Origin of the sequence: Gillisella terrae (assembly GCF_004801395.1) — a bacterium.
GTDB classification, from domain to species: domain Bacteria; phylum Pseudomonadota; class Alphaproteobacteria; order Rhizobiales; family Rhizobiaceae; genus Allorhizobium; species Allorhizobium terrae.
This window is the reverse complement of sequence record NZ_SSOA01000001.1, coordinates 188,238-213,976: the sequence shown is the minus strand read 5'-3', so window position 1 is coordinate 213,976 and position 25,739 is coordinate 188,238. Positions and strand designations below refer to the sequence as shown.

Sequence of the window (25,739 nt, the reverse complement as noted above, 5' to 3'; positions counted from 1 at the left end):
TCAGGGAAACGTGAAAAACGCTTTCCCTGACAAAACAGCTTAACGCCTGCGCTTGCGCCCCTCAAACGGGTTGTCTGCCGCCCTCAGGTGGATGCGGATTGGCACGCCGGGCATATCAAAATCAACGCGCAAACCATTGGTGAGATAGCGAAGATAGCTTTCCGGCACGGAATCGGGCCGTGTGCAGGAAATCATGAAGGCAGGCGGACGCGCCTTCACTTGTGTCATGTATTTCAGCTTCAGGCGGCGGCCAGACACGGCTGGTGGCGGGTGCTGCGTCGTCTGGCTATCCAGCCAGCGGTTCAGCCTGGCAGTCGAGATACGCTTGTTCCACACCCGATCCGTGTCGGTGATCGATTGCATCAGCTTTTCAAGGCCATAGCCGGTCTGCCCGGCAATGGGAACGGCGCGAATGCCACGCGCCTGCGGCAACAAGCGCTCGGTCTTTTCGCGCAGCTCTGCCAACAGAGCCTGCGGATCTTCGACCAGATCCCACTTATTGAAGGCCAAGACCGCAGCCCGGCCCTCACGCAACACCAGATCAACAATCTGAATGTCCTGCTTTTCAAAGGGAATGGTGGCGTCAAACACAATTACCACCGTCTCCGCAAAGCGGATGGCGCGCAGCGCATCGGCAACCGACAGCTTTTCCAGCTTTTCTGTCACGCGGGCCTTGCGGCGCATACCGGCGGTATCAAACATCTTGATGGTGCGGCCGCGCCAATCCCATTCCACCGAAATCGAGTCACGGGTAATACCCGCTTCCGGCCCGGTCAACAAACGATCTTCACCGAGAAAGCGGTTGATCAGTGTTGACTTGCCAGCATTTGGACGGCCAACAATGGCGACGCGCAGCGGCTTGCTCTCATCGTAGAGCGACAGCGCATCTTCGTCTTCTTCATCATCATCGCCGGTTGGTGCAAGGGCAATGTCGGTTTCGGCGACATCGTCATAATCCTCGTCCGGGAAGGCACGGTCTTCGCCGAGGGCTTCGACAATCGCATCGCGCAGATCGATCATGCCTTGGCCGTGCTCGGCAGAAATCGGCACAGGTTCGCCGAGCCCCAACGTGAAGGCATCGTAAAAGCCGCCGTCCGAGCCCTTGGCCTCAGACTTGTTGGCCACCAGCACCACGGGCTTGCCGCGCTTGCGCAGCATATTGGCAAGCGTCTTATCCACATGGGTCAGGCCCATTTTGGCATCGACCACAAACAGCGACAGATCGGCCTCGTCAATTGCCGCTTCCGTCTGGGCGCGCATGCGGCCTTCCAGCGTCTCCGGGCCTGCATCTTCCAGACCTGCGGTATCGATAATGCGAAAACGCAGGTCCACCAGCTTGGCGTCGCCGGGGCGCCGATCACGGGTCACGCCGGGCATGTCATCGACAAGCGCCAGCTTCTTGCCAACCAGACGGTTGAAAAGCGTGGATTTGCCCACATTGGGACGTCCGACGATGGCGACGGTAAAGCTCATGAAATTTTAGTATCCGGTTGTTGCCACCCGTTTCCGGGCACGTGTCAAATTAAGAAGTCTTTGTTGCGGCAGCGATATTGTCCAGCATAATTTGGGCGCGGTTGCTGACATTGCGCGGTGCCTGCGTGTCTTCCACAATCTGCTCAAACCATTCGCGGGCGCGGTCCAGCTGGCCAGCCTTGTAGGCGGCAAGGCCCAAAGCCTCGCGGGCAGAGCTGCGCATGCCGTTTGCGGGTGTTGCCAAAGCTTCCACTTCCGCCGACACCTGCTCATAGGTGCCATTGTCGATCAGCAACCAGCCAGCGCGAATATGGGCCACATCGCGAAGCGCTTCCGGCACGGCATTGTCTTTGCCAAGCGCCTGAAAAGCGGCAATAGCACCCTTCGCATCACCCTTTTGCGCCAGCAGACTGGCCGAGCGAAACTCTGCCAAAACAGGATAGCTGCCGAAGCCGGTTTTTTCCAGCGCCTCAAACGCCTTCAAAGCTTCATCTGTCTTGCCATCGGCTGCCAGCTTTTGCGCTGCCAGAAATTGATCGCCAGACTGCGATGAACGGTCATCGGTCCAGTAATCATAAACGCGATAGCCCGCCGTGCCCAGAACAACCAGAACGGCAAGCGTTATGATGATCGGCCCAAGCCTGCGCCAGGCGCGCTGCATCTGCTCCGAGCGGAGTTCATCATTCACTTCGCGAATAAAGCTGTCGTTTTGGTCTGCCATAACAAATTCCGGGCTCAAGCCATGTTTCAATCGATCAACTGATGCTGCGCCTTCTACCCGATTTTTACACTATTGTAAGGGGGCGGATGGCAATTCATGGCTCAAGCCCCCCGTAAATCGTCATTTTATGCCAAGTCTCGAAGATGCTCACGCATCCTCGCCTTGAAGAAATTGCAAATATCTCAAATGCATCACGGGCTTGAGATATTTGCAAAAAGGATACGAAGAGTCATTTTCAATGAATCTTCGTATTACATCGCAAGCGGAGCCACACCAATCAGCAATTCGTGCAGTTTGAAGGTGATTGCCGCCCATATCGCAACGCCTAGCACCACGGCATAGAGGTCATATTTTGCCGATACAAATGCTTTTGGCACAATCTCAGCGGCGCGCAGGCGGCGCTTCATAGAAATACGCAAAATCACGCCCCAGGCCAAAAACGCAGCAAACAGAATGATCGAGCGCTCATCGCCATTGGACAAAAGATGCGACAGCGCCCAGATTTTGATGGCCAGCACCATCGGGTGCTTGGTCAAAACCACGATGCGGCCTGCGGGCAAAAGACCCGCCACCAGACAGATGGTGGCAATCAGCATCAGGGTAATGGTCAGGTGGTTCATGCCCATGGGCGGAAACCAGACATTGACCACGGGCGCAATGCTATAGCCGTAAATGATAATCATCATGGATAAAATGGCCAGAGTGGCGTGCACAACCTTCCAGCCGTTTAGCCCCAATCGCTCCACCATGGCCGCGCGCACGCCGGGTAGCACGGTGCGGATCAAATGCAGGCCCAAAAACAGAACGAGGCCAAGAATGAGAATAAGCATACAGAAAGGTTCCCTCTAAACCACGATGCAAAGAGTGATAGCGCAGGACAGCGCCTGTGACTATAGCCCACCCACTTTGCCTGCTATCAAGTCCTTTGCCGCGAAACGCAAAACGGCCGGGAAATCCCGACCGTTTTCATTGCTGCATCAAAACCCGTGAAGGATGTTAATCCTGCTCTTGCCGCGCCATGTAGCGCTGATCAATCTCCGGCAACGGCTCGTCATCAATGGCGGCCTCAAAAGCTTTAAGACGCTTATGGATCGAAAGCAGCTCGATAATTGTTGTCCAGGAACTAACCAAATATTGGAAAGAACTACTCACTTGCCCAAAGGCAGTCGCGATTTGCTGATATATGCCATAGGTGATTTTACCTGCAACAATTGTGGGAACCAGCATTGTTAACAAGAACACTGCATCAGCTTGTATGTAGAAGTAACGGGCAACGTTAAAGTAGAGATAGTGGAAATACATCCGGAAATAATTTTTGCGAACGTTTGCAAACAATTCTTTCACTGTTGCTGGCTCGGCCCGGTCTGCATGGTCTTCGCCATACACCAGTTCTTTACGATAGGCCGCTTCAACGCGCTGATTGCGAAAGTTGAGACCAGGCAGTTTGATGCCAACCGTCGCCAGAAGGATCGTGCCAAATGCAGACCAAAACAGTGCCAGCCAAAACAATGAATGCGGAATTTCGCCAATAATTGGCAAATCCGTGACGTAAGAAGACAAAGAAAACAGGATTGGCAAGAACACAACCAACGTCATGACCGAATTGATCAAGGTGATGCCAAGACCTTCCAGCGTGCTGGAAAAGCGCATTGTGTCTTCCTGCACACGCTGGGAAGCACCTTCAATGTGGCGCAGCTTTTCCCATTTCGACATGTAAAAGTCGTTCATCGCCGTGCGCCAGCGGAAAATATAGTGGCTGGTGAAAAAGTCTGTCAGAATAGACACAGCCATACTGAGAAACGCGATTTTCACAAAAACAATCTGGAGATCATAAAAATTCCAGACGGTAATACCCGGCTTTTGCGCAAGTGCATTTTGAAGCAGATCACCAAACGGCCGACGAAAGTTATTGATGACAACCGAAATCTGCACGCCAAAATAGGTGACGCAGATGATCAATATCGAACCCCAGATAGACCAGACTTTCCATGGGTTATCTTTGGCTTTGATGTGCCAAACAATACCAAACACTACCAGACACAAAGCAAAATAGCCATAAAACCAAACATTACTCGGCATCAGAAAATACGTCAGGTCAAACGGCTCTTTCCCATCCGCTGGCGCGGCAAATCCAAGACTGTCACCCAGCCCTGCCACATAAAGGTACCAACCAAATATACACACCAATGTCCACACAATGGCGGATATAAAGAACACTTTAGGTTTGGGGAAGAATGAGTGAAACACGGGGACTGACTTTCCTGACAGTATTCGATATTGGCGGCTTACCTTAGCCGCAAACTAAGTCAGTTACTGCAATGCGACAAGAGCGCAGAACTATCCTTACGCATTTGTAATGGCCTGACTTTTTGCCTTTTGCATGCTTGTCCACAGGGATGAGGCCAAAACAAGGCTGAGCAGCAGCACAAAAGCTGCGATCAGGCTTGGGAGGGTGAAACTGCCGCTACGCTGGGCGACGGCACCGGCCACCAGCGGGCCGATGATCTGGCCAACGCCAAACGCTGCCGTCATCATCGAGAGCGCCTTGCGTGGGCTTTTGGGGGCCAGCACCCGCCCCAGTCGCAAACCATAGGCCGTAATGGTCATGAACGTTGCGCCCAGCGCCACGCCGCCCACCAAAGGCGCTGCCACGCCGGGCAAAGCAACGGAGCAAAACACCCCGATCGCTTCCAGCAGCAGCGCCACGCAATAGGCCCCAACCAGGTCCAGTCGCAGCATCAGCGGGTGCCAGACAAACAGGGCAATGGCCGCGGCAAGACCGGCCAAAAACCATGAGAGATACTCGATCACCGCACCTGTGTGAGCCATCCGGGCCATGGTGACGATAAAGGTGGCGGTGATGACATAGCCAAAGCCAAACAGGCCGTAGGACGACAGCAACAGCAGAAATTTGCGTGTCCAGATCAGCTTGCCCTCCGGGGCTTGCCGGGCGCGGGCACTATCCACACGAGGCAACATCGCGGCCACCAAAATGGTGGCTGCAAAGCTGACAGCTGCACCAACCAGCCAATCCAGCCGCCAGCCAGCGAGGCCAAACAGGCCGTGCATCTGACCAATCACAAAGACCAGCAAAGAGGACAGCGCGATGCCAAAGCCCACACCGCCAAAATGGGTGGATTGCGCGTGCTCACTGCCAGCAGCAAAGGACAACACAACGGAGCTTGAGAAAATCAGTGAAAACGCGCTGGCAACACCGGATAAAAACCGCACAAACACGAAGACGTCAACGTCACTGGTCAGGGCCATCGCCGCCAGCAAAACAGCATTGAGCAAAAGTGATAAAATCGCCAGCCCGCGCTCTCGTCCGCTGGCAAAACTATTGCCCGCCAGCACGGCCCCCACCAGATAGCCTGCAAAATTGCCAGACGCAATCAAGCCCGCATCGCTGGCCGAAAGCCCCAGATCGGTCATCATGCCGGGCAAAATCGGCGTGAAGGAAAAACGGCCAAAGCCCATGGCCGATGCCATGGCCAAGGCACCGGCTATGGCGGCAAGAACGAGAGATCGGCGAGATTGTACGGTGCTCATGACCTGCTATCGCACCACAGGCAAAACCTGACAATTCATAATTTTTGATGGGAGCGAAGCGAGCCGGCGGATCGGGTCACAAATCCGTGTTTCAATCCGCCGTTACTCCACGCCCGTTACTCCACAAGAGTCAAAATCAGCGGTCCGCTTTTGGTGGCCACCACAGTGTGCTCAAATTGCACGGTGAGCGCCCGTGGCTCACTATAGAGCGTCCATTGATCATCGCCGCCGCCATCTTCGGCCCATTGGCCACCCAGCGACAAAAACGGCTCGATGGTAAACACCTGCCCCTCGGCCATGATCCGGGTTTCATCCGGGTCCGCCCAGGTCGAGAGCTCGCGCGGCTCTTCATGCAGTGAGCGACCCACGCCATGGCTGGCCAGATTTTCAATCAGCGTATAGCGGTGGCTATCGGCAAAGGCACCAATGGCGCGGCCAATGCCTGCAAAGGGAAATCCGGCTTTGACCTGCTGAATACCCAAAAACAGCGCCCGCTTGCCATCGCGCAGCAGGCGCTCAGTCTTCGGCTTGCCGGGCGGTACCAGAAAAGAGGCTCCGGTATCGCCGAAGAAACCGTTTTTCTCGGCCGAGACATCGATATTGACCAGATCGCCGGGCTTGATCACCCGATCACCGGGAATGCCATGTGCCACCTCTTCATTAACACTGATGCAGGTGGCACCCGGAAATTTGTAGCATAGCTCCGGTGCCGATTGCGCACCGGCATCCTCCAGCACTTTACGGCCAATCAAATCCAGCTCACGGGTGGTGATGCCGGGCTCAAGCGAGGCTGCCATGGTTTTGACTGCAAGACCGCACAGACGGCCAATTTCCTTCAGGCCCTGCAATTCATCATCATTGGCAATAATCATTGGCACGCTTTCAAAGTTTGGTTTTTGGCTGGCTTACGCCCCCAACGTGTTTGCGGTCAATGCCTCGCGCACCAGAGGGGCCACTTTCGAACCATAAAGCTCGATGCCCTTCATGATCTCTTTATGCGGCATGGGGCCAATGGCCATTTGCAGCAAGAAGCGATCGTTCTTGAAGATCTTGTGATGCGCAATGATCTTCTCGGCCACGGTTTCGGGGCTGCCCACAAACAAAGCGCCCTGCGGCCCACGGCTGGCATCAAAATGGGCGCGGTTGGTCGGCCCCCAGCCGCGTTCTCGGCCAATGCGATTCATCACCACGGCCTGCGGTTCATAGAAAATATCGGCCGCCGATTGGTCGGTTTCATGAATGAATCCATGCACATTGATGGAGGTCTTCAACAGGGAGGGATCCGTTCCGGTGCGCTCGGCGCTCTGGCGGTAGAGATTAAACAAAGGCGCAAACCGATGCGGCTCCCCACCAATGATGGCCAGCGCCAAAGGCAGGCCAAGTGCGCCTGCCCGTGCCACCGATTGTGGCGTACCACCCACCGCAATCCACAAAGGCAGAGGGTCTTGCAGCGGGCGCGGATAAACCCCTCTTCCCTGAATGGGTTTGCGGGTTTCTCCCTGCCAGGACACCACTTCGTTTTCGCGGATTTCCATCAAGAGCTGAAGTTTTTCAGCAAACAAAAGATCATAATCTTCAAGATCATAGCCGAACAAAGGAAAGCTCTCAATGAAGGAGCCGCGCCCGGCCATCATTTCCACCCGCCCACCTGAGAGCAGATCCACAGTGGCAAATTGCTGAAACACCCGCACCGGATCGTCTGAGCTGAGCACGCTGACGGCACTGGTGAGCCGGATGTTTTTGGTTTTCACCGCCGCCGCCGCCAGAATGGTAGCGGGCGAAGACGCCATATAATCGGGGCGGTGATGCTCACCAAGACCAAAGACATCCAAACCGACCTCATCAGCCAGCTGAATTTCCTCCAGCAGCTCATCCACCCGGCGCTTGGCCTCCAAGCCTTTGTTGGCGGCATTGGGATCGACATCCGCAAAGGTATAAAGTCCGAGTTCCATCACTATCTCCTATCATTGACACAGAGATAGCGACCAGCGGGCGCGAGCGCAAACGCCGGGTTGAAAACGCATTGTTCAGAAAAAAGACGATCCCATGAATACATGCGAATTTACCCCTATATTCAAAGGGGTAAAGCCGGTAGCTGACTCAACTTTTCACACTGTTGATTCAAAACATCAAAAATGGGTCAAGGTGCGACGCACAGCATCTTGCCAGCCTGTGTGCTTGGCCAAACGCAAATCTTCCTTCATCACCGGCTCAAACCGATAATCGCGCGCCCAGGCCTTGGCAAATTCATCCATGCCGGGCCACAGACCCGCGCGGCTGGCGGCCAGAAAAGCGGCCCCCAAAGCGGTGGTTTCAATAATCGCGGGGCGATCCACGGGCGCATTCAGCAAATCCGCCAGACGCTGCATGGTCCAGTCTGAGGCCGCCATGCCGCCATCCACCCGCAACACCATCTCGTCATGGCCGTTTTGCCAATCCTTATGCATCGCATCCAGAAGATCGCGGGTCTGGAAGCAAACAGCCTCCAGCGCCGCACAGGCAAATTCGGCAGGGCCGCTGTTGCGCGTCAGGCCAAACATAGCGCCACGGGCGTCGGGATCCCACCACGGTGCACCCATGCCGGTGAAGGCCGGCACCAGATAGACCTGCTGGTTTGGATCAGCTGATGCTGCCAGATTGCCGGCTTCTGCCGCATCACCAATCACCTTCAGCCCATCACGCAGCCATTGCACGGCCGCACCGGCAATGAAGATGGAGCCTTCCAGCGCGTAGGTGGTTTTGCCATCCATGCGATAGGCAATGGTGGTGAGCAATCGGTTTTTCGACACCACCCGATCTGTGCCGGTGTTGAGCAACGCAAAACAACCCGTGCCATAGGTGGATTTAACCATGCCCGGCGCAAAACAGGCCTGGCCAATGGTGGCTGCCTGCTGATCGCCAGCCACACCCAAAATCGGCACCTCTGCCCCCAGCACGGCCACGTCTGTGACGCCAAAATCGGCGGCGCAATCCATCACCTGCGGCAACATCACGGCGGGGATGTTCAGGAGTTTCAACAGCTCCTCATCCCACTGGTTATCAGCGATATTATAAAGCAGGGTGCGCGAGGCATTGGTGGCATCGGTGACAAAGCTCTTGCGACCGGTGAGCCGCCAGATCAGATAGGTATCAATGGTACCAAAGCAGAGTGCGCCCTTCTCGGCCTTTTCGCGTGCACCCTCCACATGGTCCAATAGCCACGACAGCTTGGTGCCGGAAAAATACGGATCGAGCAGCAGGCCGGTTTTTTCGGTAAACAGTGCTTCCAGCCCATCGCCTTTGAGCTTTTCGCAAAAAGCAGCCGTGCGACGATCCTGCCAGACAATGGCGTTATGGATGGCTTTGCCGGTGTCGCGCTCCCAGACCACCACGGTTTCGCGCTGGTTGGTAATGCCAATGGCGGCAATATCAGCGAGGGTGATGCGCGCCCGCGCCAAGGCCTCGCGAATGCACTGGGTTACGCTCTCCCAGATCGCTTCGGGCTCATGCTCAACCCAACCGGATTGCGGAAAAATTTGCGGAAATTCTTTTTGGCCGCGACCAACAATGCGCATGGCCTCATCAAACACAATCGCGCGACTGGATGTTGTTCCCTGATCAATTGCCAGCACAAACCTAGCCATGACACTCCTCCCAGAGCTTTCGTTTTATTTTCGAAATGCGCGCAAAATGAAGTTTTTAGCCGCATACAACCTTGAAAAAGAAACGTAAACGAAGATTTCCTGTTATTCAACAGGGCATTTATACCCTTCAACCCATCTTTACAGATGAAAGCCGCCAACCAAAAGCCGAATTGCCAAGCGCTGGCTTTTGGGCATAGGCTACCCATATAAATATAATCGGGGAAATTGAATCGGGTCTGGCTGCAACTCTCAAAAGCAGGCAAACCACTTTGCAACACCTGTCACATGCCCTCACCGAAAAGGAAGAAGCGATGAAAAGAAATGTTGTTGTAACCGGTTCCACCAGTGGTATCGGCCTTGGAATTGCGCGCGCTTTTGCACAAGAAGGTGCCAACCTGCTGATCAACGGCTTTGGCCCTGCTGACGAGATTGAAAAAATCCGCAAAGAGCTGGAAGCCAAAGGCGGCAAGGTGATTTATCACGCTGCCGACATGACCAAACCGGCTGAAATTACTGATATGATTGAAACCGCCATTTCGCAGTTTGGCGGTATTGACGTGCTGGTCAACAATGCTGGCATCCAGCATGTGGCTCCGATTGAGGAATTCCCGATTGAAAAATGGGATCAGATCATTGCCATCAATATGTCGAGCGCCTTTCACACCATGCGCGCCGCCATTCCAAACATGAAGGGCAAAAAATCTGGCCGCATCATCAACATCGCGTCAGCCCATGGCCTGGTGGCCTCGCCATTCAAATCAGCCTATGTCACCGCCAAACACGGGATCATGGGTCTGACCAAGACCGCAGCGCTTGAGCTTGCCGAACATGGTGTGACCGTCAACGCCATTTGCCCCGGCTATGTGCTGACCCCGCTGGTGGAAAAGCAGATCCCCGATACGGCCAAAGCCCGTGGCATGACCGAAGAACAGGTCAAGAAGGACGTCATTCTGGCCTCGCAAGCCACCAAGGAGTTTGTGACTGTCGAACAGGTGGCCGCTTGCGCTATCTATCTGGCCAGTGAGGCGGCCCAGCAAATCACCGGGACGCATATATCCATCGATGGCGGCTGGACGGCGTAATACTGTCGTAATAGTCTTGTCAGTTGCATATCGCTTCTGAAAGGCACCCATGACAAACCGCATTCGCTTTCTGCTCAATGATCAAGAGGTCTCGCTGTCCAGCATAGACCCCACAACAACGCTTCTGGACTATTTGCGGCTGAACCGCCGTTTGACCGGAAGCAAGGAAGGTTGTGCAGAAGGTGATTGCGGCGCCTGCACCGTGCTGGTGGGGCGGCTGATCAAAGGCCAGCTTATGTATGAAGCGGTCAACGCCTGCATTCGCTTTGTTGGCTCGCTCAATGCCACCCATGTGGTGACAGTCGAGCATCTGGCCGCCAAGGATGGAACCCTCCATCCCGTGCAGCAGGCCATGGTGGATTGCCATGGCTCGCAATGCGGTTTTTGCACCCCTGGCTTTGTCATGTCACTCTATGGCTTGTGGCTGACCAATGAGGCCCCAAGCCGCGCCGAGATTGAGCGTGCCCTGCAAGGCAATCTCTGTCGCTGCACCGGCTATGAGCCGATTGTGAAAGCAGCTGAACAAATGGGGCGCATCCGCCCCTCTGCCGTGTTTGACGCGCTTTCGCGCGAGCGCGAAACCATCATTACCACGCTACAAAGCATGACCAGCACTGATACCATTGTGCTGGAAGGCGATGGTAGAAACCTGATTGTGCCAAACAGTGTTGAGGCGCTGGCCAACACGCTGACGGCCCACCCCAAGGCCACGATTGTTGCGGGAGCAACCGACGTGGGCCTGTGGGTGACAAAGCAAATGCGGGTTCTGGACCCTGTGGTGTTCATCAACCACCTGAGCGAATTGCAAGACATTTCGATGGGCGATGCTGGCATCACCCTTGGAGCGGGTGTCAGCTATGCTGCGGCCTTTGACTGTCTTCGGTCCGAAATCCCTGCCTTTGGCCGCTTGATTGAGCGCATTGGCGGTCAGCAGGTGCGCAATATGGGAACGATCGGCGGCAATATTGCCAATGGCTCTCCGATTGGCGACACGCCACCGGCACTGATTGCGCTTGGCGCAACGGTTACTCTGCGCTCCACCGCTGGCACCCGCACCTTGCCCTTGGAAGATTTCTTCATTGACTATGGCAAGCAGGACAGAAAGCCCGATGAATTCGTCGAGCGCATTTTTGTACCGCGGCCCAAACCTGCCAGCCATTTTGCCGTCTACAAAATCTCCAAGCGTCGCGATGAGGATATTTCGGCGCTGTGCGGCGCGTTTTATCTGGAAACCGATGAAGGCAAAGTCTCGACGCTACGCATTGCCTTTGGTGGCATGGCAGGCACCCCAAAGCGCGCCCATGCGGTGGAAGCGGCACTGATGGGTAAGCCATGGAATGAGGCAACAATTCAGGCGGCACGAGATGCCTTTGACGTGGATTATCAGCCACTCTCCGATTGGCGGGCAACAGCAGACTATCGGCAATTGACGGCCAAGAACCTGGCAACCCGTTTCTTTCTGGAAACATCGGGCAACGGCCAGGAATTGCAGCGGTTTGCGATGGAGGTGGTGTGATGAGCGCACAGGATACGACATTATCGTTTTCATTTGCGGTTCACCCCCCTCTGGCTTGCCAGCCATCTCCCCCACAAGGAGGGAGATTGGATAGACGAAGCGTCCCATGCCTTCAAATAAGGTCACAATTTGCGACACTTTGGAGGGGTGATGTGAAGCGAGCAGCCAACAAAAGATCGATCTCCCCCCTTGTGGGGGAGATGTCCGGCAGGACAGAGGGGGGTGAACGACACACACAAATGTGTGTGCTTTATCATGAGGACCAAAACAGGAGCCTAGCCCATGGATAAGGCAACATTCGAAAAATCCGCCGCCATCAAAGGCCCTATGCACCAATCCTTGCGCCATGATTCCGCCCACAAGCATGTGGCGGGCAGCGCAGACTATATTGACGATATTCCAGAACCAGCAGGGCTGCTGCATGGCGGTCTCGGACTAGCGGACCGCGCCCATGCCGAGATTGTCTCTCTCGATCTTGCGCAAGTCAAAGCCTACCCCGGCGTGGTGGCGGTACTTACTGCCGATGACATTCCCGGCACCAATGATGTGTCCTCCGGCGGACGCCATGACGAGCCGCTGATTGCCACCACCAAAGTGGAATTCCACGGCCAGATCATCTTTGCCGTCATTGCCGAGACCCGCGATGCGGCCCGCAAGGCAGCGCGGCTTGCCAAGGTGGAATACCGCGACCTGCCGTTTTGGACCGATATTGATGGCGCGCTGGAAAATGGTGCACCGCTGGTGACCCCCGGCATGGTGCTGAAGCGCGGTACGCCCGAAAGTGAGCTGGATAAGGCCGAGCATCGCCTTCAATCCACCATGCGCATTGGCGGACAGGAGCATTTCTATCTGGAAAGCCAGATTGCCATGGCCATTCCGGGTGAGGATGATGATGTGACCGTGTGGTCATCCACCCAGCATCCCTCTGAAATCCAGCATATTGTTGGCCATGTGCTCAACATTCCGTCCCATGCCATCACGGTGAACACAAGGCGCATGGGCGGGGGTTTTGGCGGCAAGGAAACCCAAGGCAATCAATTTGCGGCACTCGCCGCTGTTGCGGCCAAAAAGCTGAACCGTGCGGTGAAATTTCGCCCCGACCGGGATGAAGACATGGCGATCACCGGCAAGCGCCATGATTTCAAGATGGATTTCGACGTCGCTTTCAACAGCGATGGCCGCATCCATGCGGTTGAGGCCAATTTTGCCGCCCGCTGTGGCTATTCGTCGGATCTCTCTGGTCCGGTCACAGACCGCGCCCTGTTTCATGCCGACAGCAGCTATTTCTACCCGCATGTGAAACTGACCTCACAACCACTCAAAACCCATACCGTTTCCAACACCGCCTATCGCGGTTTTGGTGGCCCACAGGGCATGTTGGGGGCAGAACGGGTGATTGAGGAAATCGCCTATGCACTTGGCAAAGACCCGCTGGAGGTGCGAAAGGCCAATTTCTATGGCGAGACAGGCTCAGGCCGCGACGTGACGCCCTATCACCAGACGGTGGAGGACAATATCATTGCCCGCGTGGTGAGTGAGCTGGAAAGCTCATGCGATTATCAGGCGCGGCGCAAGGCGATTGTTGATTTCAACAAGGCAAGTCCCGTGATCAAAAAGGGCATTGCCCTCACCCCGGTCAAATTCGGCATTTCCTTCACCATGACCGCCTTTAATCAGGCCGGGGCGCTGGTGCATATCTATCAGGACGGCTCCATCCACCTCAATCATGGTGGCACGGAAATGGGTCAGGGCCTTTACACCAAAGTGGCGCAGGTGGTGGCCGACGCCTTTCAGGTGGATATTGATGTGGTAAAAATCACCGCCACCACCACCGGCAAAGTGCCCAACACCTCTGCCACCGCCGCATCTTCCGGCACCGACCTGAACGGCATGGCCGCCTATGATGCCGCCCGCCAGATCAAGGAACGGTTGGTGGCCTTTGCCGCTGAAAAATGGGGCGTGGACGCCTCCGACGTGCGCTTTTTGCCCAACCGGGTGATGGTTGGCGCACAGGAAATCCCCTTCCCGGACTTTATCAAACAGGCCTATTTTGCCCGCGTGCAGCTCTCAGCCGCTGGCTTCTACAAGACGCCGAAAATCCACTGGAATCGTGAAACCGGACGCGGCACACCGTTTTATTATTACGCCTATGGTGCAGCCTGCACGGAAGCGTCGATTGATACGCTGACCGGCGAATATCTGATGGATCGCACTGATATTCTCCACGATGTTGGCAAATCCCTCAATCCGGCCATTGATATTGGGCAGATCGAAGGCGGGTTTGTGCAGGGCATGGGCTGGCTGACCACGGAAGAACTGTGGTGGGATGGCAAGGGCCGCCTGCGTACCCATGCGCCCTCGACCTACAAAATCCCGCTGGCTTCTGACCGCCCGAAAATCTTCAACGTCAAACTGGCCGATTGGGCTGAAAACGCCGAGTTGACCATTGGCCGATCCAAAGCCGTGGGCGAGCCGCCGTTCATGCTGGCGATCTCAGCACTGGAAGCGCTGTCCATGGCCGTGGCATCGGTGGCTGATTATCGCCACTGCCCGCGGCTGGATGCGCCCGCGACCCCTGAGCGGGTGCTGATGGCCGTGGAGCGGCTGAAGAGGCTGTGATGACGAGCCAGCCACGCCTGAGCAGCGATTTTCTGGCCAATCACCCCGATGCCGTGCTGGTAACGGTATCGGAGGCCAAAGGCTCGACCCCGCGCGAGGCGGGGGCCTTTATGATTGTCGCCGCTCACGCCACGACCGGCACGATTGGCGGCGGCCAGCTGGAATATCTGGCCATAGACAAAGCCCGTTCCATGCTGATGAATGGCGATGATGACGCCGAGATGGATGTGCCACTTGGCCCGGAGATCGGCCAATGCTGCGGCGGGCGTGTGGGGCTGCGCTTAAGCCGTCTCACGCTTGAGAGACGTGCAATCTTTCTGCAACAACAGGCCGCAGCCTATGACAGCCTCCCACCCGTTTTTATTTTCGGCGCAGGCCATGTGGGTCTGGCGCTGGCCGTCGCCCTCGCCCCACTGCCGTTTCGCGTTACCCTGATTGATACCCGTGAGCACATCGATGGCGACATTGCCCCCGGCATAATTTTTCACCGAAGCGCCATGCCGGAAACGCAGGTGTCGGCGATTCCCCCCGGCGGCGCTTGCGTCATCGTCACCCACGACCACGCGCTGGATTTTCTCATTGCCCGCGAAGCGCTTTTGCGAGACGATCTTTCTTACATTGGCATGATTGGATCGAGCAGCAAACGCGCCACTTTTGCCCATTGGCTGGCCCGCGAGGGGACTGATCCCGCCTGCCTTAACCGCCTGATCCTGCCGATTGGCAAAAGTGAACGCAAAGACAAACGGCCAGCCGTGATTGCGGCTCTGGTGGCAGCGGAATTGTTGCAACGATAAGCTTATCTCTTGCGGATGTACCAGACCCAGAAGGCCTCAATGCGGTTGTTGATACTGTCTTGATCCTGCAATCCAAGATCACGACGCAACCCCTCAGACATATCCGTGCGCCATCCATTCGGCCGATTCATCCATCGAAAAATCCATTGTAAAAACCTCAATCCCTTTTCCATGACCCGTACCCTGCGTGCAAACGGCATGGCTCGCGCACAGCCAGCAGGCATGCGCCATTGCATCCGTTATTCTTATGATTTCAATGAATGAATAGCCAAAAGGAGCGTCGTTAAAACACCAAGCCTTGCTGTTCTTGAGCAACATTATGGATTGAATTGCGCGCCGGTTCCAATTCAATTACAATGACAACGCATAAAGAGAGCTTATCCATGAAAATGTCGAAGCAGTTTCCGGTCAATGCGCTCCGTGTGTTTGAAGCGGTGGCCCGCCACAACAGTTTTACCCGTGCCGGGGATGAGCTTGGCATGACGCAAACGGCAGTGAGCTATCAGATCAAGATTTTGGAAGATAATATTGGCGAGGCGCTGTTTTTGCGACAAACCCGGCAGATTACCTTAACCGGAACAGGTGAACGGTTATTGCCGAAGACACGCGAAGGGTTTGAACTGTTGCGCGAAGCTGTTGCTCTGGCTCGCCAAGCCGCAGATGAAGTGCTGGAAATTCACTCCACGCCCACCTTTGCGTCACAATGGCTGGCGCGGCATCTGGGCAAATTTCAGCTTCAACATCCCAATATCGCCGTGCGACTGCTGCGGTCTGACGGTAAAAATGATCCCAATCGCGAAAATGCGGATGTCATCATTCACATTGACAAAAGCCCCTTACCCGGCATGATTTGCCATCCGATTCTGGAGCTTGATTACACGCCGATGGTGAGCCCAGCACTGGCGGCAAGCATTGGCGGCGTAAATAAGCCGGAAGATCTTCTTAAATTGCCGTGGATCAGCACAGGCGAATGCTGGTGGGCGGATTGGTTTCAGGCCGCAGGCATTCCTTCGCCAGACAAAAAGGCAATCAAGTTCACGGCATTTGGCGTACTCGACCTCGAAGCGGGTGCTGCCATTGCCGGTCACGGAGCCGCCATGCTCAGTCGGTTTTATGTGGAAGATGATCTTACGGCTGGCAGACTTATCCAGCCTTTCGACCTCTCCTATCGCGACCAGAATATCTACTGGCTGGTTTACCCGCCGCACAAACGCAATAGCCCTAAAATCAAAGCATTCCACCAATGGCTGACAGAGGCACTGCCGCCCCTTACCCCCGACACTGCCTAAATTGAAGCCATGCACAATTTTTTACACATTCACCGCCCTCGCCCCTTCCCTTAGACCTTAACATTTTGCACAGTTACGAGTCGGGAGAGAAAACGGGGTGCCTTATGTATGAATACGCCATTGCCTGGGAATGGCTGACCTTTGCTGTGCGCTGGCTGCATGTGGTCACCGCCATCGCCTGGATCGGCTCTTCCTTCTATTTTATCGCGCTGGACCTTGGCCTCACCAAACGTCCCGGCATGCCCGAAGGTGTCTATGGTGAGGAATGGCAGGTGCATGGCGGTGGTTTTTACCACATCCAGAAATATCTGGTCGCGCCCGCCTCCATGCCCAAGCATTTAACGTGGTTCAAATGGGAGAGCTACGCCACATGGCTCTCGGGCTTTGCCATGCTCTGCGTGGTTTATTATGGCGGGGCAGACCTGTTTTTGATTGATCGCAGCCTGCTGGACCTCAGCCATGTTCAGGCCATTGCCCTGTCTGCCGGCTCGCTGGCCATTGGCTGGATCTGTTATGATCTGCTGTGCAAATCGCCCATTGGCAAAAGCACATGGGGCTTGATGATCCTGCTCTATATTCTGCTGGTGATCATGGCCTGGGGCTATACGCAGGTGTTTACCGGCCGTGCAGCTTTCCTGCATCTGGGTGCGTTTACCGCCACCATCATGACGGCGAATGTGTTTTTTATCATCATGCCCAATCAGCGCGTGGTGGTCGCAGACCTGATTGCCGGACGCAAGCCAGACCCAAAATATGGCGTGATCGCCAAGCAGCGCTCGTTGCATAACAATTATCTGACGCTGCCCGTCGTGTTCTTCATGCTGTCCAACCACTATCCGCTGGCCTTTGCCACGGCCTATAACTGGATTATTGCAGCGCTGGTGTTTCTCATGGGTGTCACCATCCGCCATTGGTTCAACACCGGCCATGCGCGCAAGGGCAAGCCCATCTGGACATGGATGATCACCACGGTGATTTTCATCATCATCATGTGGCTCTCAACCCAGCCAAAACTGGGGGCTGGCGAACATGCAAGCCTGTCGCCCATGCAAACGCAGTTTCTGGCAGATGCTCATTTCACCAAAGCCCGCGACATTGTTGAAGCCCGATGTTCCATGTGCCATGCGCAGGAGCCATCGTGGGACGGGCTGACATTTGCGCCCAAAAACGTGAAATTCGAGACCGATAACGAGATTGCGGCCCACGCACGCGAGATTTATTTGCAGGCAGGCCGCAGCCACGCTATGCCGCCGGGAAACGTCACCAGCGTTACCCCGCAAGAGCGGGCCATGCTGGTGGCCTGGTATGAAAGCGCTGTGAAAGGCAAAACAGAGTAATGAGTGAACTTCTGATCCGTGGCCGTCTGCTCTCCTTCAAGGCAGCACCCCAGCACATCGCAGATACCGACAGCTATCTCTATGAGAGTGATGGTGCCGTGCTGGTGGCCGACGGGCTGATTATTGCCTCCGGCGCTTACGATCAGGTCAAGGCGCAAGCATCCGAGACGGCATCGGAAATCGATCATCGCCCCCATCTGATCATGCCCGGCTTTATTGATTGCCACGTGCATTTTCCGCAAATGCAGGTGATTGGCTCCTATGCCGCCAACCTGCTGGAATGGCTCAACACCTATACATTCCCTGAGGAATGCCGCTTTGTGGAAACGGCCCACGCCCAGCGCATTGCCACCCATTTCTTTGATCAGTTTTTGCGCCAGGGCACCACAACAGCGGTGGCCTATTGCTCGGTGCACAAAACCTCAGCGGATGCTTTTTTTGCCGAGAGTGCGCGACGCGGCACCCGCATGATTGCCGGCAAGGTGATGATGGACCGCAATGCCCCGCAAGGCCTGCTGGATACGCCGCAAAGCGGCTATGATGAAACGCGTGAGCTGATTGAAAGCTGGCACGGCCGTGGCCGCAACATGGTGGCCATCACCCCGCGCTTTGCCATCACCTCCACGCCCGAGCAGATGGAGCGCACACAGGCGCTGGCCTATGAATTTCCCGATCTGCATATTCAGACCCATCTCTCTGAAAACCGTGAGGAAATCGAGTTTACAGCCAGCCTATATCCGGACGCCATCGACTATACGGATATCTACGCCCGCTATGGCCTTTTGGGCAAAAAGACCCTGTTTGGCCACGCCATCCATCTGTCCGATCGCGAGGCGGATGCGCTATCAGACTCCGGCTCGGTTGCCGTACATTGCCCCACGTCCAATCTCTTCCTTGGCTCTGGCCTGTTTCCGCTGAAAGCCATTCAACGGCGCAAAAAGCCCGTGCGTGTGGCCGTTGCCACAGATATCGGCGGCGGCACCAGCTATTCCATGTTCAAAACCATGGACGAAGCCTATAAGATTCAGCAATTGCTGGGCGAACGGCTGAACCCGCTGGAAAGCTATTACCATATGACGCTTGGCAACGCTGAGGCGCTGTCACTGGCTGATAAAATCGGAACTTTAGAGCCCGGCACTGAAGCCGATCTGGTGGTGCTCAATGCATCAGCCACACCAGCCATGGCGCTGAAAATGGAAGCCGTGACTACGCTGATCGAAGAGCTGTTTTTGATGCAAACGCTCGGCGATGACCGCGTTGTGGTGGAAACCTATGTGGCAGGCGTGGCCAGCAAGCCGCAATAGTTCAAGAGGACAGCCAGCCGCTTTCCAGCCCGCTGGCCCAATCCTTGCGGCCATGGTCGGCGGCCAGCCGCGCCATGGCAAGATTGTTATAGGGTACTTGGCGGAATGCGACCGTCCAGCCAGCCGGTGTCTTTTCCAGGATGGCATAGGAGGCCAGCGGCGTGCCCGCCTCCACCTTGTGGTAAAATGGCAGGTCATCATTATAGGCCGGGCAGCCGACACTGCCGGGATTGACGATCAAACGACCGTCGGAAAGCTTTACAGCCCTAGGAATATGCGAATGGCCACACAGGATCAGCTCTTGTTCAATGCCTTGCGCCAAGACCTCGATCTCTGCCCGTGGCTTCAGATGCACCTTGCCATCCGATGTCACCGATTCCAGCCAATAGGTATTGTCGTCCGTAGGCGTGGCATGGCAAAGGTAGATCTCATCACGCCAAATCTTTGAAAAAGGCAGCGCTTTCAGCCAATTGAAATGGCGTTCTGCCAATTGATCAAAGGCCACCGCATCAGTCGCTTCCATGTCCGCCCGCGCACGCTCGATCAGATAGCGATCATGATTGCCGCGCACCGTGACAAGATCCAGCAACAGCAATAAATCACCCGTGCGGCCCGCTTCGAGAGGACCGGAAAAGCAATCGCCGAGATTGACAACATCGGCATAATCAATGCCTTGCGCCGCAATGTCAGCCAGCACCGCTTCCAACGCCAGACAATTTCCGTGAATGTCCGCAATCGCGGCAAAGCGCATGTTTAGCTTCCCCGATAGGTCGAATAGCCATAGGGAGACAGCAAAAGCGGCACATGATAATGGGCCGCAGTGTCTGAAACACCAAAGCGGATCGGGATCACGTCGAGAAACGGCGGATCGCTCAGCGGCGCGCCGGTGGCTTGCAAATAATCGCCAGCGTGAAACAGCAACTGGTAATGGCCAATCTGAAATTCGTCACCCGCGAGAATGGGACCACCATCAACGCGACCATCATCATTGGTAAACACGGTGCGGATCAGCTCCGCTTCCTCGCCCTTCATGCGCATCAATTGAATGCGCAAACCGGAAGCCGGACGGCCAAGGGCGGTATCAAGAACATGGGTGGTCAAACCGGTCATAGCGCTGGCTCCTCAAGATGATAAGGCTCTTCGAAGAAGAACTCTTCGAGATTGTTGCCCGGCCCATCGCGATCTGCAACCAGAAAATCACTGATCTCGCCGAGGGCCATCAAAGGATGATGCCAGACATTGCGATGATAGTTCACGCCCTGATGAGCTTTGGCCAAAAACACCTGCGGCGCGCCCGGCCTGCCCCCCTCATCCAGCGATACGGCCACCAGAAACGGACGCCCGGAGAGCGGCGTAAAACTCTGGCTGCCCAGCGGATGCCGCTCCATCATGGTGATTTGGTAGGGAAAACTGCGCGGCTGACCCCGAAAGATATTGAGAATAACCCGCGCCCCTTCACCCACCACATCGGGGCTTGCCAGCGCATGAAAGCGCTCCGTGGTGCCACCGTTGATCAGGCGCATGGTGTCGGGATTAGCCTCTATCACCTCGCCGAACGGGGCAAAGGCTTCAGGGGTAAGCGGGCGGATGAAAAGAGGGTGAGGCATAAACATATCCAATGGTTTTCTCAAAGGTAACGCATTGAAAAATGTATGGGAACAGCGAATTGAAGCCAAATGGGCCATCACACCCACTCTTTTGCAAGGCATGATGAAAAACGAATGATCGCTGTCGTGAATGATGTGGCGTGAGTGGCTTCTGCCAGCCCACCTATGGAGATCGAGCGGGCAAAAACACCCTGAAAATCCAACCGCCGCAATGGACCAAAGCAGGGGGAAAAGCGCCGATGCCTAAGCATCGGCGCTTCTGAATTAGGCAGCAGCAGACTTTGCGACTGGCACTTCAGAAATCGTCTTCAGAACCTGAGAAGCGATCTGGTATGGGCAGCCTTGGCTGTTCGGGCGACGGTCTTCGAGGTAGCCGCGGTAGCCGTTGGCAACGAAGGAATGCGGAACGCGGATCGATGCACCACGGTCAGCAACGCCGTAGGAGAACTTGTTCCAAGGCGCAGTTTCGTGCTTGCCGGTCAGGCGCAGATGGTTGTCTGGGCCGTAGACGTCGATATGCTCTTTCCAGTTCTTGGCGAAAGCAGCCATAAGAGCTTCGAAATAGTCCTTGCCGCCAACTTCGCGCATGAACTGCGTGGAGAAGTTGCAGTGCATACCAGAGCCGTTCCAGTCGGTGTCGCCGAGTGGCTTGCAATGGAATTCAACGTCAACGCCATATTTTTCGCACAGGCGAACGAGCAGGTAACGAGCCAGCCAGATTTCGTCAGCAGCCTTCTTGGAGCCCTTGCCGAAAACCTGGAATTCCCACTGACCCTTCGCCACTTCAGCATTGATGCCTTCGTGGTTGATGCCTGCTTCGAGGCAAAGGTCGAGGTGCTCTTCAACGATTTCACGAGCGATATCGCCAACGTTCTTATAGCCAACGCCGGTGTAATAAGGGCCCTGTGGTGCTGGGAAGCCGTTTTCAGGGAAGCCGAGAGGACGGCCATCCTGATACAGGAAGTATTCCTGCTCAAAGCCAAACCATGTGCCTTCGTCATCCAGAATGGTGGCGCGGCTGTTGGAAGGGTGCGGTGTTACGCCATCTGGCATCATCACTTCGCACATAACCAGCGCACCATTGGTACGGGCTGGGTCTGGGTAAACAGCAACAGGCTTCAGCACGCAATCCGAGCTATGGCCTTCGGCCTGCTGGGTGGAGCTACCATCGAAGCCCCAGAGAGGGAGCTGTTCCAAAGTTGGGAATTCAGCGAATTCCTTAATCTGCGTCTTGCCGCGCAAATTCGGAACCGGCGTATAGCCATCCAACCAGATGTACTCGAGCTTGTACTTCGTCATTGTCGATCTCTCATAAGTCCAGCGCTCTACACCGAGCGCACCCTAGGATTGATTCTCCGGCAGTCCGGCGAGTCGAATATTAAGAAGCAGGAAGCGTGCCAATTTTCCAAAGCCAACGCTCGCAAACAGCAAAAAAAACGAAACTTTGAAACCCTGCCTTGAAAAACAACAGGTTTTCTTAATGTTTTCCGCTCAAACTGATATTTAGAATATTCTGATTTAGAAAAATTTTGGCGCATAAATATAACGCAGCCAAGCGGAGCGCCGAAAAAACATGCAAAAGATCAGAATAAAAATGATCTTTTTTTGAGCAAATTGCACTTTTGATGTGCAGATCATGAGAGAACATGCTACGGTAATGCTCAGGGCGGAGGAGCCCGAGGAACTTTGAGAGGCAGTGCAATGACAACGAGCCTTGGTCGTGAATCGGCAAAAATCTACGAATTTCCCATTCGGAATGCGCAAAGGCTGCGCGAAATGCGTGAACGCAACAAGCCCGCACCAGTGATTTATGAAAGCGGCTCGGCGAGCTGGTATCACGAGGACGCTATCCGCGAAGCAGAAGAGACGCGCAAGCAATAATGCACGTTTTTTTTGCGCTGGACACTGCAACGCCACCATAAGCGCAAGAGGCTGTAAGCCCCTGCCTCTGCGCTTTCGGTGCGCCAGATAAAAGCTGCTAATCCTTCGTCAGGATTGCTTCGATACGCAGACGGGCAATTTTCTCGACTTGGCTGCATGCGGTGGCAAATTCCGCATCAGAGCCATTATTTATGCGAGCCTCAAACGCCTCCAGAATATCATTCTTGGTCAGACCTTTGACGGCAACAATGAAGGGAAAGCCGAACTTTTCGGTATAAGTGCTGTTGAGGGCTGTAAAACGCGCATGTTCTTCGGCTGACAGCCGATCAAGACCCGCACCGGCCTGTTCATTCTTGCTGTCTTGCGTCAATTCACCGGCAATTGCCAGCTTGCCTGCCAAATCCGGATGAGCGCGCAACACACCAAGCCGCTCAATATGACTTGCCTGGCGAAAAACCAAGCACAATCCACCATGGACACCGGCCAAGGTCATTGGCTCTTCAACCAAACCTTGATCAAACGCGCGCTCTGCGATGAAGGGCGAATGCTCAAACACGCCACCAAACTGCGAAACAAACAAGTGCCGATCCATAGCCGCCCTCACCTCACATCACTCACGCTGACTCTGTTGCATACTGCATAATTCCTGAAATCGGAATCGATTTCAGGAATTATGCAGTCAGGGCGGAACTTGTGACAAAAAAAGACACAAGATGCGCGATACCGAGCCACCTGCAACCATTTAAACGTTCAAAATTAGACATTTGTAAACGCTTGCGGCTCACTCTCTAAAGAGAGGATGGGGGAGTCTATTAAGATATGTCTAATTTGTCTGTGCTGAAGAGAATTTTTTTGCTGATGGGCCTCAGCCTCGTCATCATGGCCGGTGCGCTGTTTTATAGCGGGCAGCAATCCTACCAGAATATTGTGAGCGAGCGGAAAGCGATGCTGATGAAAATGGATCAAAATGCCATTTCCATCTTCAAGCGCTACCAGAGCCTCGAAGCTGAAGGTAAAATGACCCGCGAGGCGGCGCAGAAAGATGCAATCGCGCAGATCATGGCGATGCGATATAGCCCTGATGGCTATTTCTGGATCAACGATCTGAACGGTGTGATGGTGGCCCATGCCGCCAAACCGGCCTTGAACAACACCAGTGTTCTGGGCATGAAAGACCCGAACGGCGTTTTCATTTTTCAGGAGTTTATCAAGATCGCCAAGGCCAGCGGCGAAGGTTATCTTGACTATATGTGGCCCAAGCCCGGCTCTGATCAGCCGGTTGGCAAGAATTCTCACATTGTGCTGTTTGCACCTTGGGGCTGGATTGTCGGCACCGGCGTGTACAATGATGATATTGTGGCAATGAGCCAAAAGCAGACGCTTTCCACCGGCATTATCATGATCTTTGCCGCCATCGCCACCATTCTCGGCTCTATCCTCATCGGACGTTCGATCTCAAAACCGCTCAACGCGCTCAAAGCCACCATGATCAAAATTGCCGCCAACGATACATCCGGCGAGATTGCGCATATCAGTCGCCGAGACGAGATTGGTCAAATGGCCAATGCGCTGGTTGAGATTAAAAATTCCGTTGTCGAGCGCAACAGGCTGGAAGACAATCGGGCCGCCAGCCAATTGGCCATGGACCAAAGGCGGCAGGAACGTGCCGAAATTGAAAAACAAAACAGCGACAGACAGGCTGGCGTGGTGGCCAGTTTTGCCCAAGCCTTTGAGGCACTCTCAACAGGCGATCTCACGGTGCGGCTCACCAATCTTCCGAGCGACTATCTCAAGCTTGAAACCGATTTCAACAAAGCCGTCTCGGCGCTGGCGGAAACGCTTCAAAAAATTGCCGAGAGCACAATGAGTGTTGGCCGCTCCGTCGATGAGATCAATGGGGCCGTGACCAATCTTTCCAGACGAACGGAAGGACAGGCCGCCAATCTGGAAGAAACGGCTGCGGCAATTGACGATATCAGCCACAAGATCAAATCGTCGGAGAGCAGCATTGAAAGAGCCAGAGCCATGGCGCTTTCAGCCAAAGAGGATGCGGCGAAATCCAGCAGCGTAGTGACTGAGGCCATCAGCGCCATGGGCCTGATTGAACAATCCTCGACCAGAATCAACGATATTATCAGCGTGATTGACGAAATTGCCTTTCAGACCAATCTACTGGCCCTGAACGCAGGCGTTGAGGCCGCCCGCGCTGGCGAAGCGGGCAAGGGCTTTGCTGTGGTGGCGCAAGAGGTGCGCGAACTGGCCCAAAGATCGGCCAACGCTGCCAAGGAAATCAAAACCCATATTCAGGCCTCTGGTGCGCAAGTGCAGACCGGTGTGCAACTGGTTGAGGCAACGGGTGCCGCTCTTCAGGGCATTGACGGTCGTGTGCTGACCATCAATGCCAGCATTGGCGACATTGCCACTCTATCGCGCGAGCAATCCACCGGCATTTCCGAAATCAACAGTTCGATCAACGAGATAGACCGCATGACCCAGCAAAATGCTGCCATGGTGGAAGAGACCACAGCAGCAACCAGCCAGCTCAAGGCAGAAGCAGAAAACCTTGCGCATCTTCTCTCGATGTTCAAAATCGAGGACAGGCGTATGGCGTCCACACAGCGCGCGGCGAGATCTGCTGCATGATTCCGCAAATCGGAATCGATTTAAGGAAAAAATCATGCAGCAAATTTAAAGCGATACAAATTAAAGCGATACAGTGCCGCGCGCCGTCAATGGTGCACGGCGCTGTAAACAGCAGGTACTTTTAAAGTCATAATCTTCTTCTTAAACGATATAACATTTCATTTTCAATGTGAACGAGGCAGCGTCCTACAATAGCGCATAATTTGTGCTACTCATCCCCTCGCCCCTTGTTGCGAGTTTTGTGCGCCCTATATGCGGCAAGTGAATTTTGTAGCATCCTTGCTACGCAACACCATTCACT

The 25,739-nt window shown here is 54.9% G+C and carries 22 protein-coding genes; 9 read left to right on the top strand and 13 right to left on the bottom strand.

Annotation, left to right across the window (positions count from 1 at the left end; translation table 11 throughout):
• Positions 1-39: 39 nt before the first annotated feature.
• The 8 genes from der to glpK form a co-directional block, all read right to left on the bottom strand.
• Positions 40-1,473: a ribosome biogenesis GTPase Der gene (gene der / locus E6C51_RS01005; RefSeq protein WP_190234732.1), complete on the bottom strand. Its 1,434-nt coding sequence runs from the start codon at positions 1,471-1,473 to the stop codon at positions 40-42.
• 49 nt (positions 1,474-1,522) lie between these two features.
• The gene (locus tag E6C51_RS01000; protein ID WP_146933159.1) at positions 1,523-2,194 is read right to left on the bottom strand and encodes a tetratricopeptide repeat protein; all 672 of its coding nucleotides are present in this window, start codon (positions 2,192-2,194) and stop codon (positions 1,523-1,525) included.
• Positions 2,195-2,445: 251 nt separating this feature from the next.
• Positions 2,446-3,024, bottom strand: a complete 579-nt coding sequence (locus E6C51_RS00995; RefSeq protein WP_190234731.1) for an NnrU family protein — start codon at positions 3,022-3,024, stop codon at positions 2,446-2,448.
• A gap of 166 nt (positions 3,025-3,190) precedes the next feature.
• Positions 3,191-4,441, bottom strand: a complete 1,251-nt coding sequence (gene sbmA / locus E6C51_RS00990; RefSeq protein ID WP_190234730.1) for a peptide antibiotic transporter SbmA — start codon at positions 4,439-4,441, stop codon at positions 3,191-3,193.
• 96 nt (positions 4,442-4,537) lie between these two features.
• Positions 4,538-5,743: a YbfB/YjiJ family MFS transporter gene (locus E6C51_RS00985; RefSeq protein ID WP_190234729.1), complete on the bottom strand. Its 1,206-nt coding sequence runs from the start codon at positions 5,741-5,743 to the stop codon at positions 4,538-4,540.
• A 116-nt stretch (positions 5,744-5,859) separates the two neighbouring features.
• Positions 5,860-6,615 carry a type I methionyl aminopeptidase gene (gene map, locus E6C51_RS00980; protein WP_146933151.1) on the bottom strand — a complete coding sequence of 252 codons (756 nt, stop codon included), beginning with the start codon at positions 6,613-6,615 and terminating at the stop codon, positions 5,860-5,862.
• Between the two features lie 33 nt (positions 6,616-6,648).
• On the bottom strand, positions 6,649-7,695 hold the full coding sequence (locus E6C51_RS00975) for an LLM class flavin-dependent oxidoreductase (protein ID WP_190234728.1): 1,047 nt from the start codon (positions 7,693-7,695) through the stop codon (positions 6,649-6,651).
• Between the two features lie 177 nt (positions 7,696-7,872).
• Entirely contained in the window at positions 7,873-9,366 is a 1,494-nt protein-coding gene (glpK, locus tag E6C51_RS00970; RefSeq protein WP_190234727.1) for a glycerol kinase GlpK, read from the bottom strand.
• Positions 9,367-9,677: 311 nt separating this feature from the next.
• On the opposite strand from glpK, the gene E6C51_RS00965 reads away from it, so the two are divergent.
• The 7 genes from E6C51_RS00965 to guaD all read left to right on the top strand — a co-directional run bounded on the left by E6C51_RS00965 (position 9,678) and on the right by guaD (position 19,307).
• Positions 9,678-10,448, top strand: coding sequence for a 3-hydroxybutyrate dehydrogenase (locus E6C51_RS00965; RefSeq protein ID WP_190234726.1), 771 nt, complete (start codon positions 9,678-9,680; stop codon positions 10,446-10,448).
• A gap of 49 nt (positions 10,449-10,497) precedes the next feature.
• Complete coding sequence (gene xdhA, locus E6C51_RS00960) at positions 10,498-11,964, top strand: xanthine dehydrogenase small subunit (protein WP_190234725.1); 1,467 nt, start codon at positions 10,498-10,500, stop codon at positions 11,962-11,964.
• A gap of 282 nt (positions 11,965-12,246) precedes the next feature.
• Positions 12,247-14,583 carry a xanthine dehydrogenase molybdopterin binding subunit gene (gene xdhB / locus E6C51_RS00955; protein ID WP_190234724.1) on the top strand — a complete coding sequence of 779 codons (2,337 nt, stop codon included), beginning with the start codon at positions 12,247-12,249 and terminating at the stop codon, positions 14,581-14,583.
• On the top strand, positions 14,583-15,377 hold the full coding sequence (xdhC, locus tag E6C51_RS00950) for a xanthine dehydrogenase accessory protein XdhC (protein WP_190234723.1): 795 nt from the start codon (positions 14,583-14,585) through the stop codon (positions 15,375-15,377). The genes xdhB and xdhC overlap by 1 nt, the downstream gene beginning before the upstream one ends.
• 383 nt (positions 15,378-15,760) lie before the next feature.
• Positions 15,761-16,666: a LysR substrate-binding domain-containing protein gene (locus E6C51_RS00945; protein WP_190234722.1), complete on the top strand. Its 906-nt coding sequence runs from the start codon at positions 15,761-15,763 to the stop codon at positions 16,664-16,666.
• Positions 16,667-16,770: 104 nt separating this feature from the next.
• Positions 16,771-18,003, top strand: a complete 1,233-nt coding sequence (gene puuD / locus E6C51_RS00940) for a urate hydroxylase PuuD (protein ID WP_190234721.1) — start codon at positions 16,771-16,773, stop codon at positions 18,001-18,003.
• A complete protein-coding gene (gene guaD, locus E6C51_RS00935) occupies positions 18,003-19,307 on the top strand; it encodes a guanine deaminase (RefSeq protein ID WP_190234720.1) in 1,305 nt (434 codons plus the stop codon). The genes puuD and guaD overlap by 1 nt, the downstream gene beginning before the upstream one ends.
• A 1-nt stretch (position 19,308) precedes the next feature.
• Here guaD and E6C51_RS00930 read toward each other — a convergent pair whose 3' ends face one another.
• The 4 genes from E6C51_RS00930 to E6C51_RS00915 all read right to left on the bottom strand — a co-directional run bounded on the left by E6C51_RS00930 (position 19,309) and on the right by E6C51_RS00915 (position 22,213).
• Positions 19,309-20,058, bottom strand: coding sequence for a metallophosphoesterase family protein (locus E6C51_RS00930; protein ID WP_190234719.1), 750 nt, complete (start codon positions 20,056-20,058; stop codon positions 19,309-19,311).
• Between the two features lie 2 nt (positions 20,059-20,060).
• A complete protein-coding gene (gene uraH / locus E6C51_RS00925; protein ID WP_146933127.1) occupies positions 20,061-20,417 on the bottom strand; it encodes a hydroxyisourate hydrolase in 357 nt (118 codons plus the stop codon).
• Positions 20,414-20,914, bottom strand: coding sequence for an ureidoglycolate lyase (locus tag E6C51_RS00920; RefSeq protein ID WP_190234718.1), 501 nt, complete (start codon positions 20,912-20,914; stop codon positions 20,414-20,416). The genes uraH and E6C51_RS00920 overlap by 4 nt, the downstream gene beginning before the upstream one ends.
• A gap of 264 nt (positions 20,915-21,178) precedes the next feature.
• Positions 21,179-22,213, bottom strand: coding sequence for a glutamine synthetase beta-grasp domain-containing protein (locus E6C51_RS00915; protein WP_146933123.1), 1,035 nt, complete (start codon positions 22,211-22,213; stop codon positions 21,179-21,181).
• A gap of 402 nt (positions 22,214-22,615) precedes the next feature.
• On the opposite strand from E6C51_RS00915, the gene E6C51_RS00910 reads away from it, so the two are divergent.
• The gene (locus tag E6C51_RS00910; protein WP_146933121.1) at positions 22,616-22,795 is read left to right on the top strand and encodes a DUF2735 domain-containing protein; all 180 of its coding nucleotides are present in this window, start codon (positions 22,616-22,618) and stop codon (positions 22,793-22,795) included.
• A 97-nt stretch (positions 22,796-22,892) separates the two neighbouring features.
• Here the strand turns inward: E6C51_RS00910 and uraD are convergent, their stop codons facing one another.
• Positions 22,893-23,387: a 2-oxo-4-hydroxy-4-carboxy-5-ureidoimidazoline decarboxylase gene (gene uraD, locus E6C51_RS00905; RefSeq protein ID WP_146933119.1), complete on the bottom strand. Its 495-nt coding sequence runs from the start codon at positions 23,385-23,387 to the stop codon at positions 22,893-22,895.
• Between the two features lie 227 nt (positions 23,388-23,614).
• Here uraD and E6C51_RS00900 point away from each other — a divergent pair, with 227 nt between their 5' ends.
• Positions 23,615-25,438: a methyl-accepting chemotaxis protein gene (locus E6C51_RS00900; protein WP_190234717.1), complete on the top strand. Its 1,824-nt coding sequence runs from the start codon at positions 23,615-23,617 to the stop codon at positions 25,436-25,438.
• Positions 25,439-25,739 lie beyond the last annotated feature (301 nt).

Bases quoted from the DNA above. Each gene is read 5' to 3' on its own strand.
- E6C51_RS01000 (WP_146933159.1), bottom strand. From the start codon at position 2,194: ATGGCAGACCAAAACGACAGCTTTATTCGCGAAGTGAATGATGAACTC.
- E6C51_RS00975 (WP_190234728.1), bottom strand. From the start codon at position 7,695: ATGGAACTCGGACTTTATACCTTTGCGGATGTCGATCCCAATGCCGCC.
- uraH (WP_146933127.1), bottom strand. From the start codon at position 20,417: ATGACCGGTTTGACCACCCATGTTCTTGATACCGCCCTTGGCCGTCCG.
- E6C51_RS00900 (WP_190234717.1), top strand. From the start codon at position 23,615: ATGTCTAATTTGTCTGTGCTGAAGAGAATTTTTTTGCTGATGGGCCTC.
- uraD (WP_146933119.1), bottom strand. From the start codon at position 23,387: ATGGATCGGCACTTGTTTGTTTCGCAGTTTGGTGGCGTGTTTGAGCAT.
- xdhA (WP_190234725.1), top strand. From the start codon at position 10,498: ATGACAAACCGCATTCGCTTTCTGCTCAATGATCAAGAGGTCTCGCTG.
- E6C51_RS00930 (WP_190234719.1), bottom strand. From the start codon at position 20,058: ATGCGCTTTGCCGCGATTGCGGACATTCACGGAAATTGTCTGGCGTTG.
- E6C51_RS00920 (WP_190234718.1), bottom strand. From the start codon at position 20,914: ATGCCTCACCCTCTTTTCATCCGCCCGCTTACCCCTGAAGCCTTTGCC.
- xdhB (WP_190234724.1), top strand. From the start codon at position 12,247: ATGGATAAGGCAACATTCGAAAAATCCGCCGCCATCAAAGGCCCTATG.
- E6C51_RS00915 (WP_146933123.1), bottom strand. From the start codon at position 22,213: ATGACGAAGTACAAGCTCGAGTACATCTGGTTGGATGGCTATACGCCG.
- der (WP_190234732.1), bottom strand. From the start codon at position 1,473: ATGAGCTTTACCGTCGCCATCGTCGGACGTCCCAATGTGGGCAAATCC.
- E6C51_RS00965 (WP_190234726.1), top strand. From the start codon at position 9,678: ATGAAAAGAAATGTTGTTGTAACCGGTTCCACCAGTGGTATCGGCCTT.
- guaD (WP_190234720.1), top strand. From the start codon at position 18,003: ATGAGTGAACTTCTGATCCGTGGCCGTCTGCTCTCCTTCAAGGCAGCA.
- E6C51_RS00985 (WP_190234729.1), bottom strand. From the start codon at position 5,743: ATGAGCACCGTACAATCTCGCCGATCTCTCGTTCTTGCCGCCATAGCC.
- puuD (WP_190234721.1), top strand. From the start codon at position 16,771: ATGTATGAATACGCCATTGCCTGGGAATGGCTGACCTTTGCTGTGCGC.
- glpK (WP_190234727.1), bottom strand. From the start codon at position 9,366: ATGGCTAGGTTTGTGCTGGCAATTGATCAGGGAACAACATCCAGTCGC.
- E6C51_RS00910 (WP_146933121.1), top strand. From the start codon at position 22,616: ATGACAACGAGCCTTGGTCGTGAATCGGCAAAAATCTACGAATTTCCC.
- E6C51_RS00995 (WP_190234731.1), bottom strand. From the start codon at position 3,024: ATGCTTATTCTCATTCTTGGCCTCGTTCTGTTTTTGGGCCTGCATTTG.
- map (WP_146933151.1), bottom strand. From the start codon at position 6,615: ATGATTATTGCCAATGATGATGAATTGCAGGGCCTGAAGGAAATTGGC.
- xdhC (WP_190234723.1), top strand. From the start codon at position 14,583: ATGACGAGCCAGCCACGCCTGAGCAGCGATTTTCTGGCCAATCACCCC.
- E6C51_RS00945 (WP_190234722.1), top strand. From the start codon at position 15,761: ATGAAAATGTCGAAGCAGTTTCCGGTCAATGCGCTCCGTGTGTTTGAA.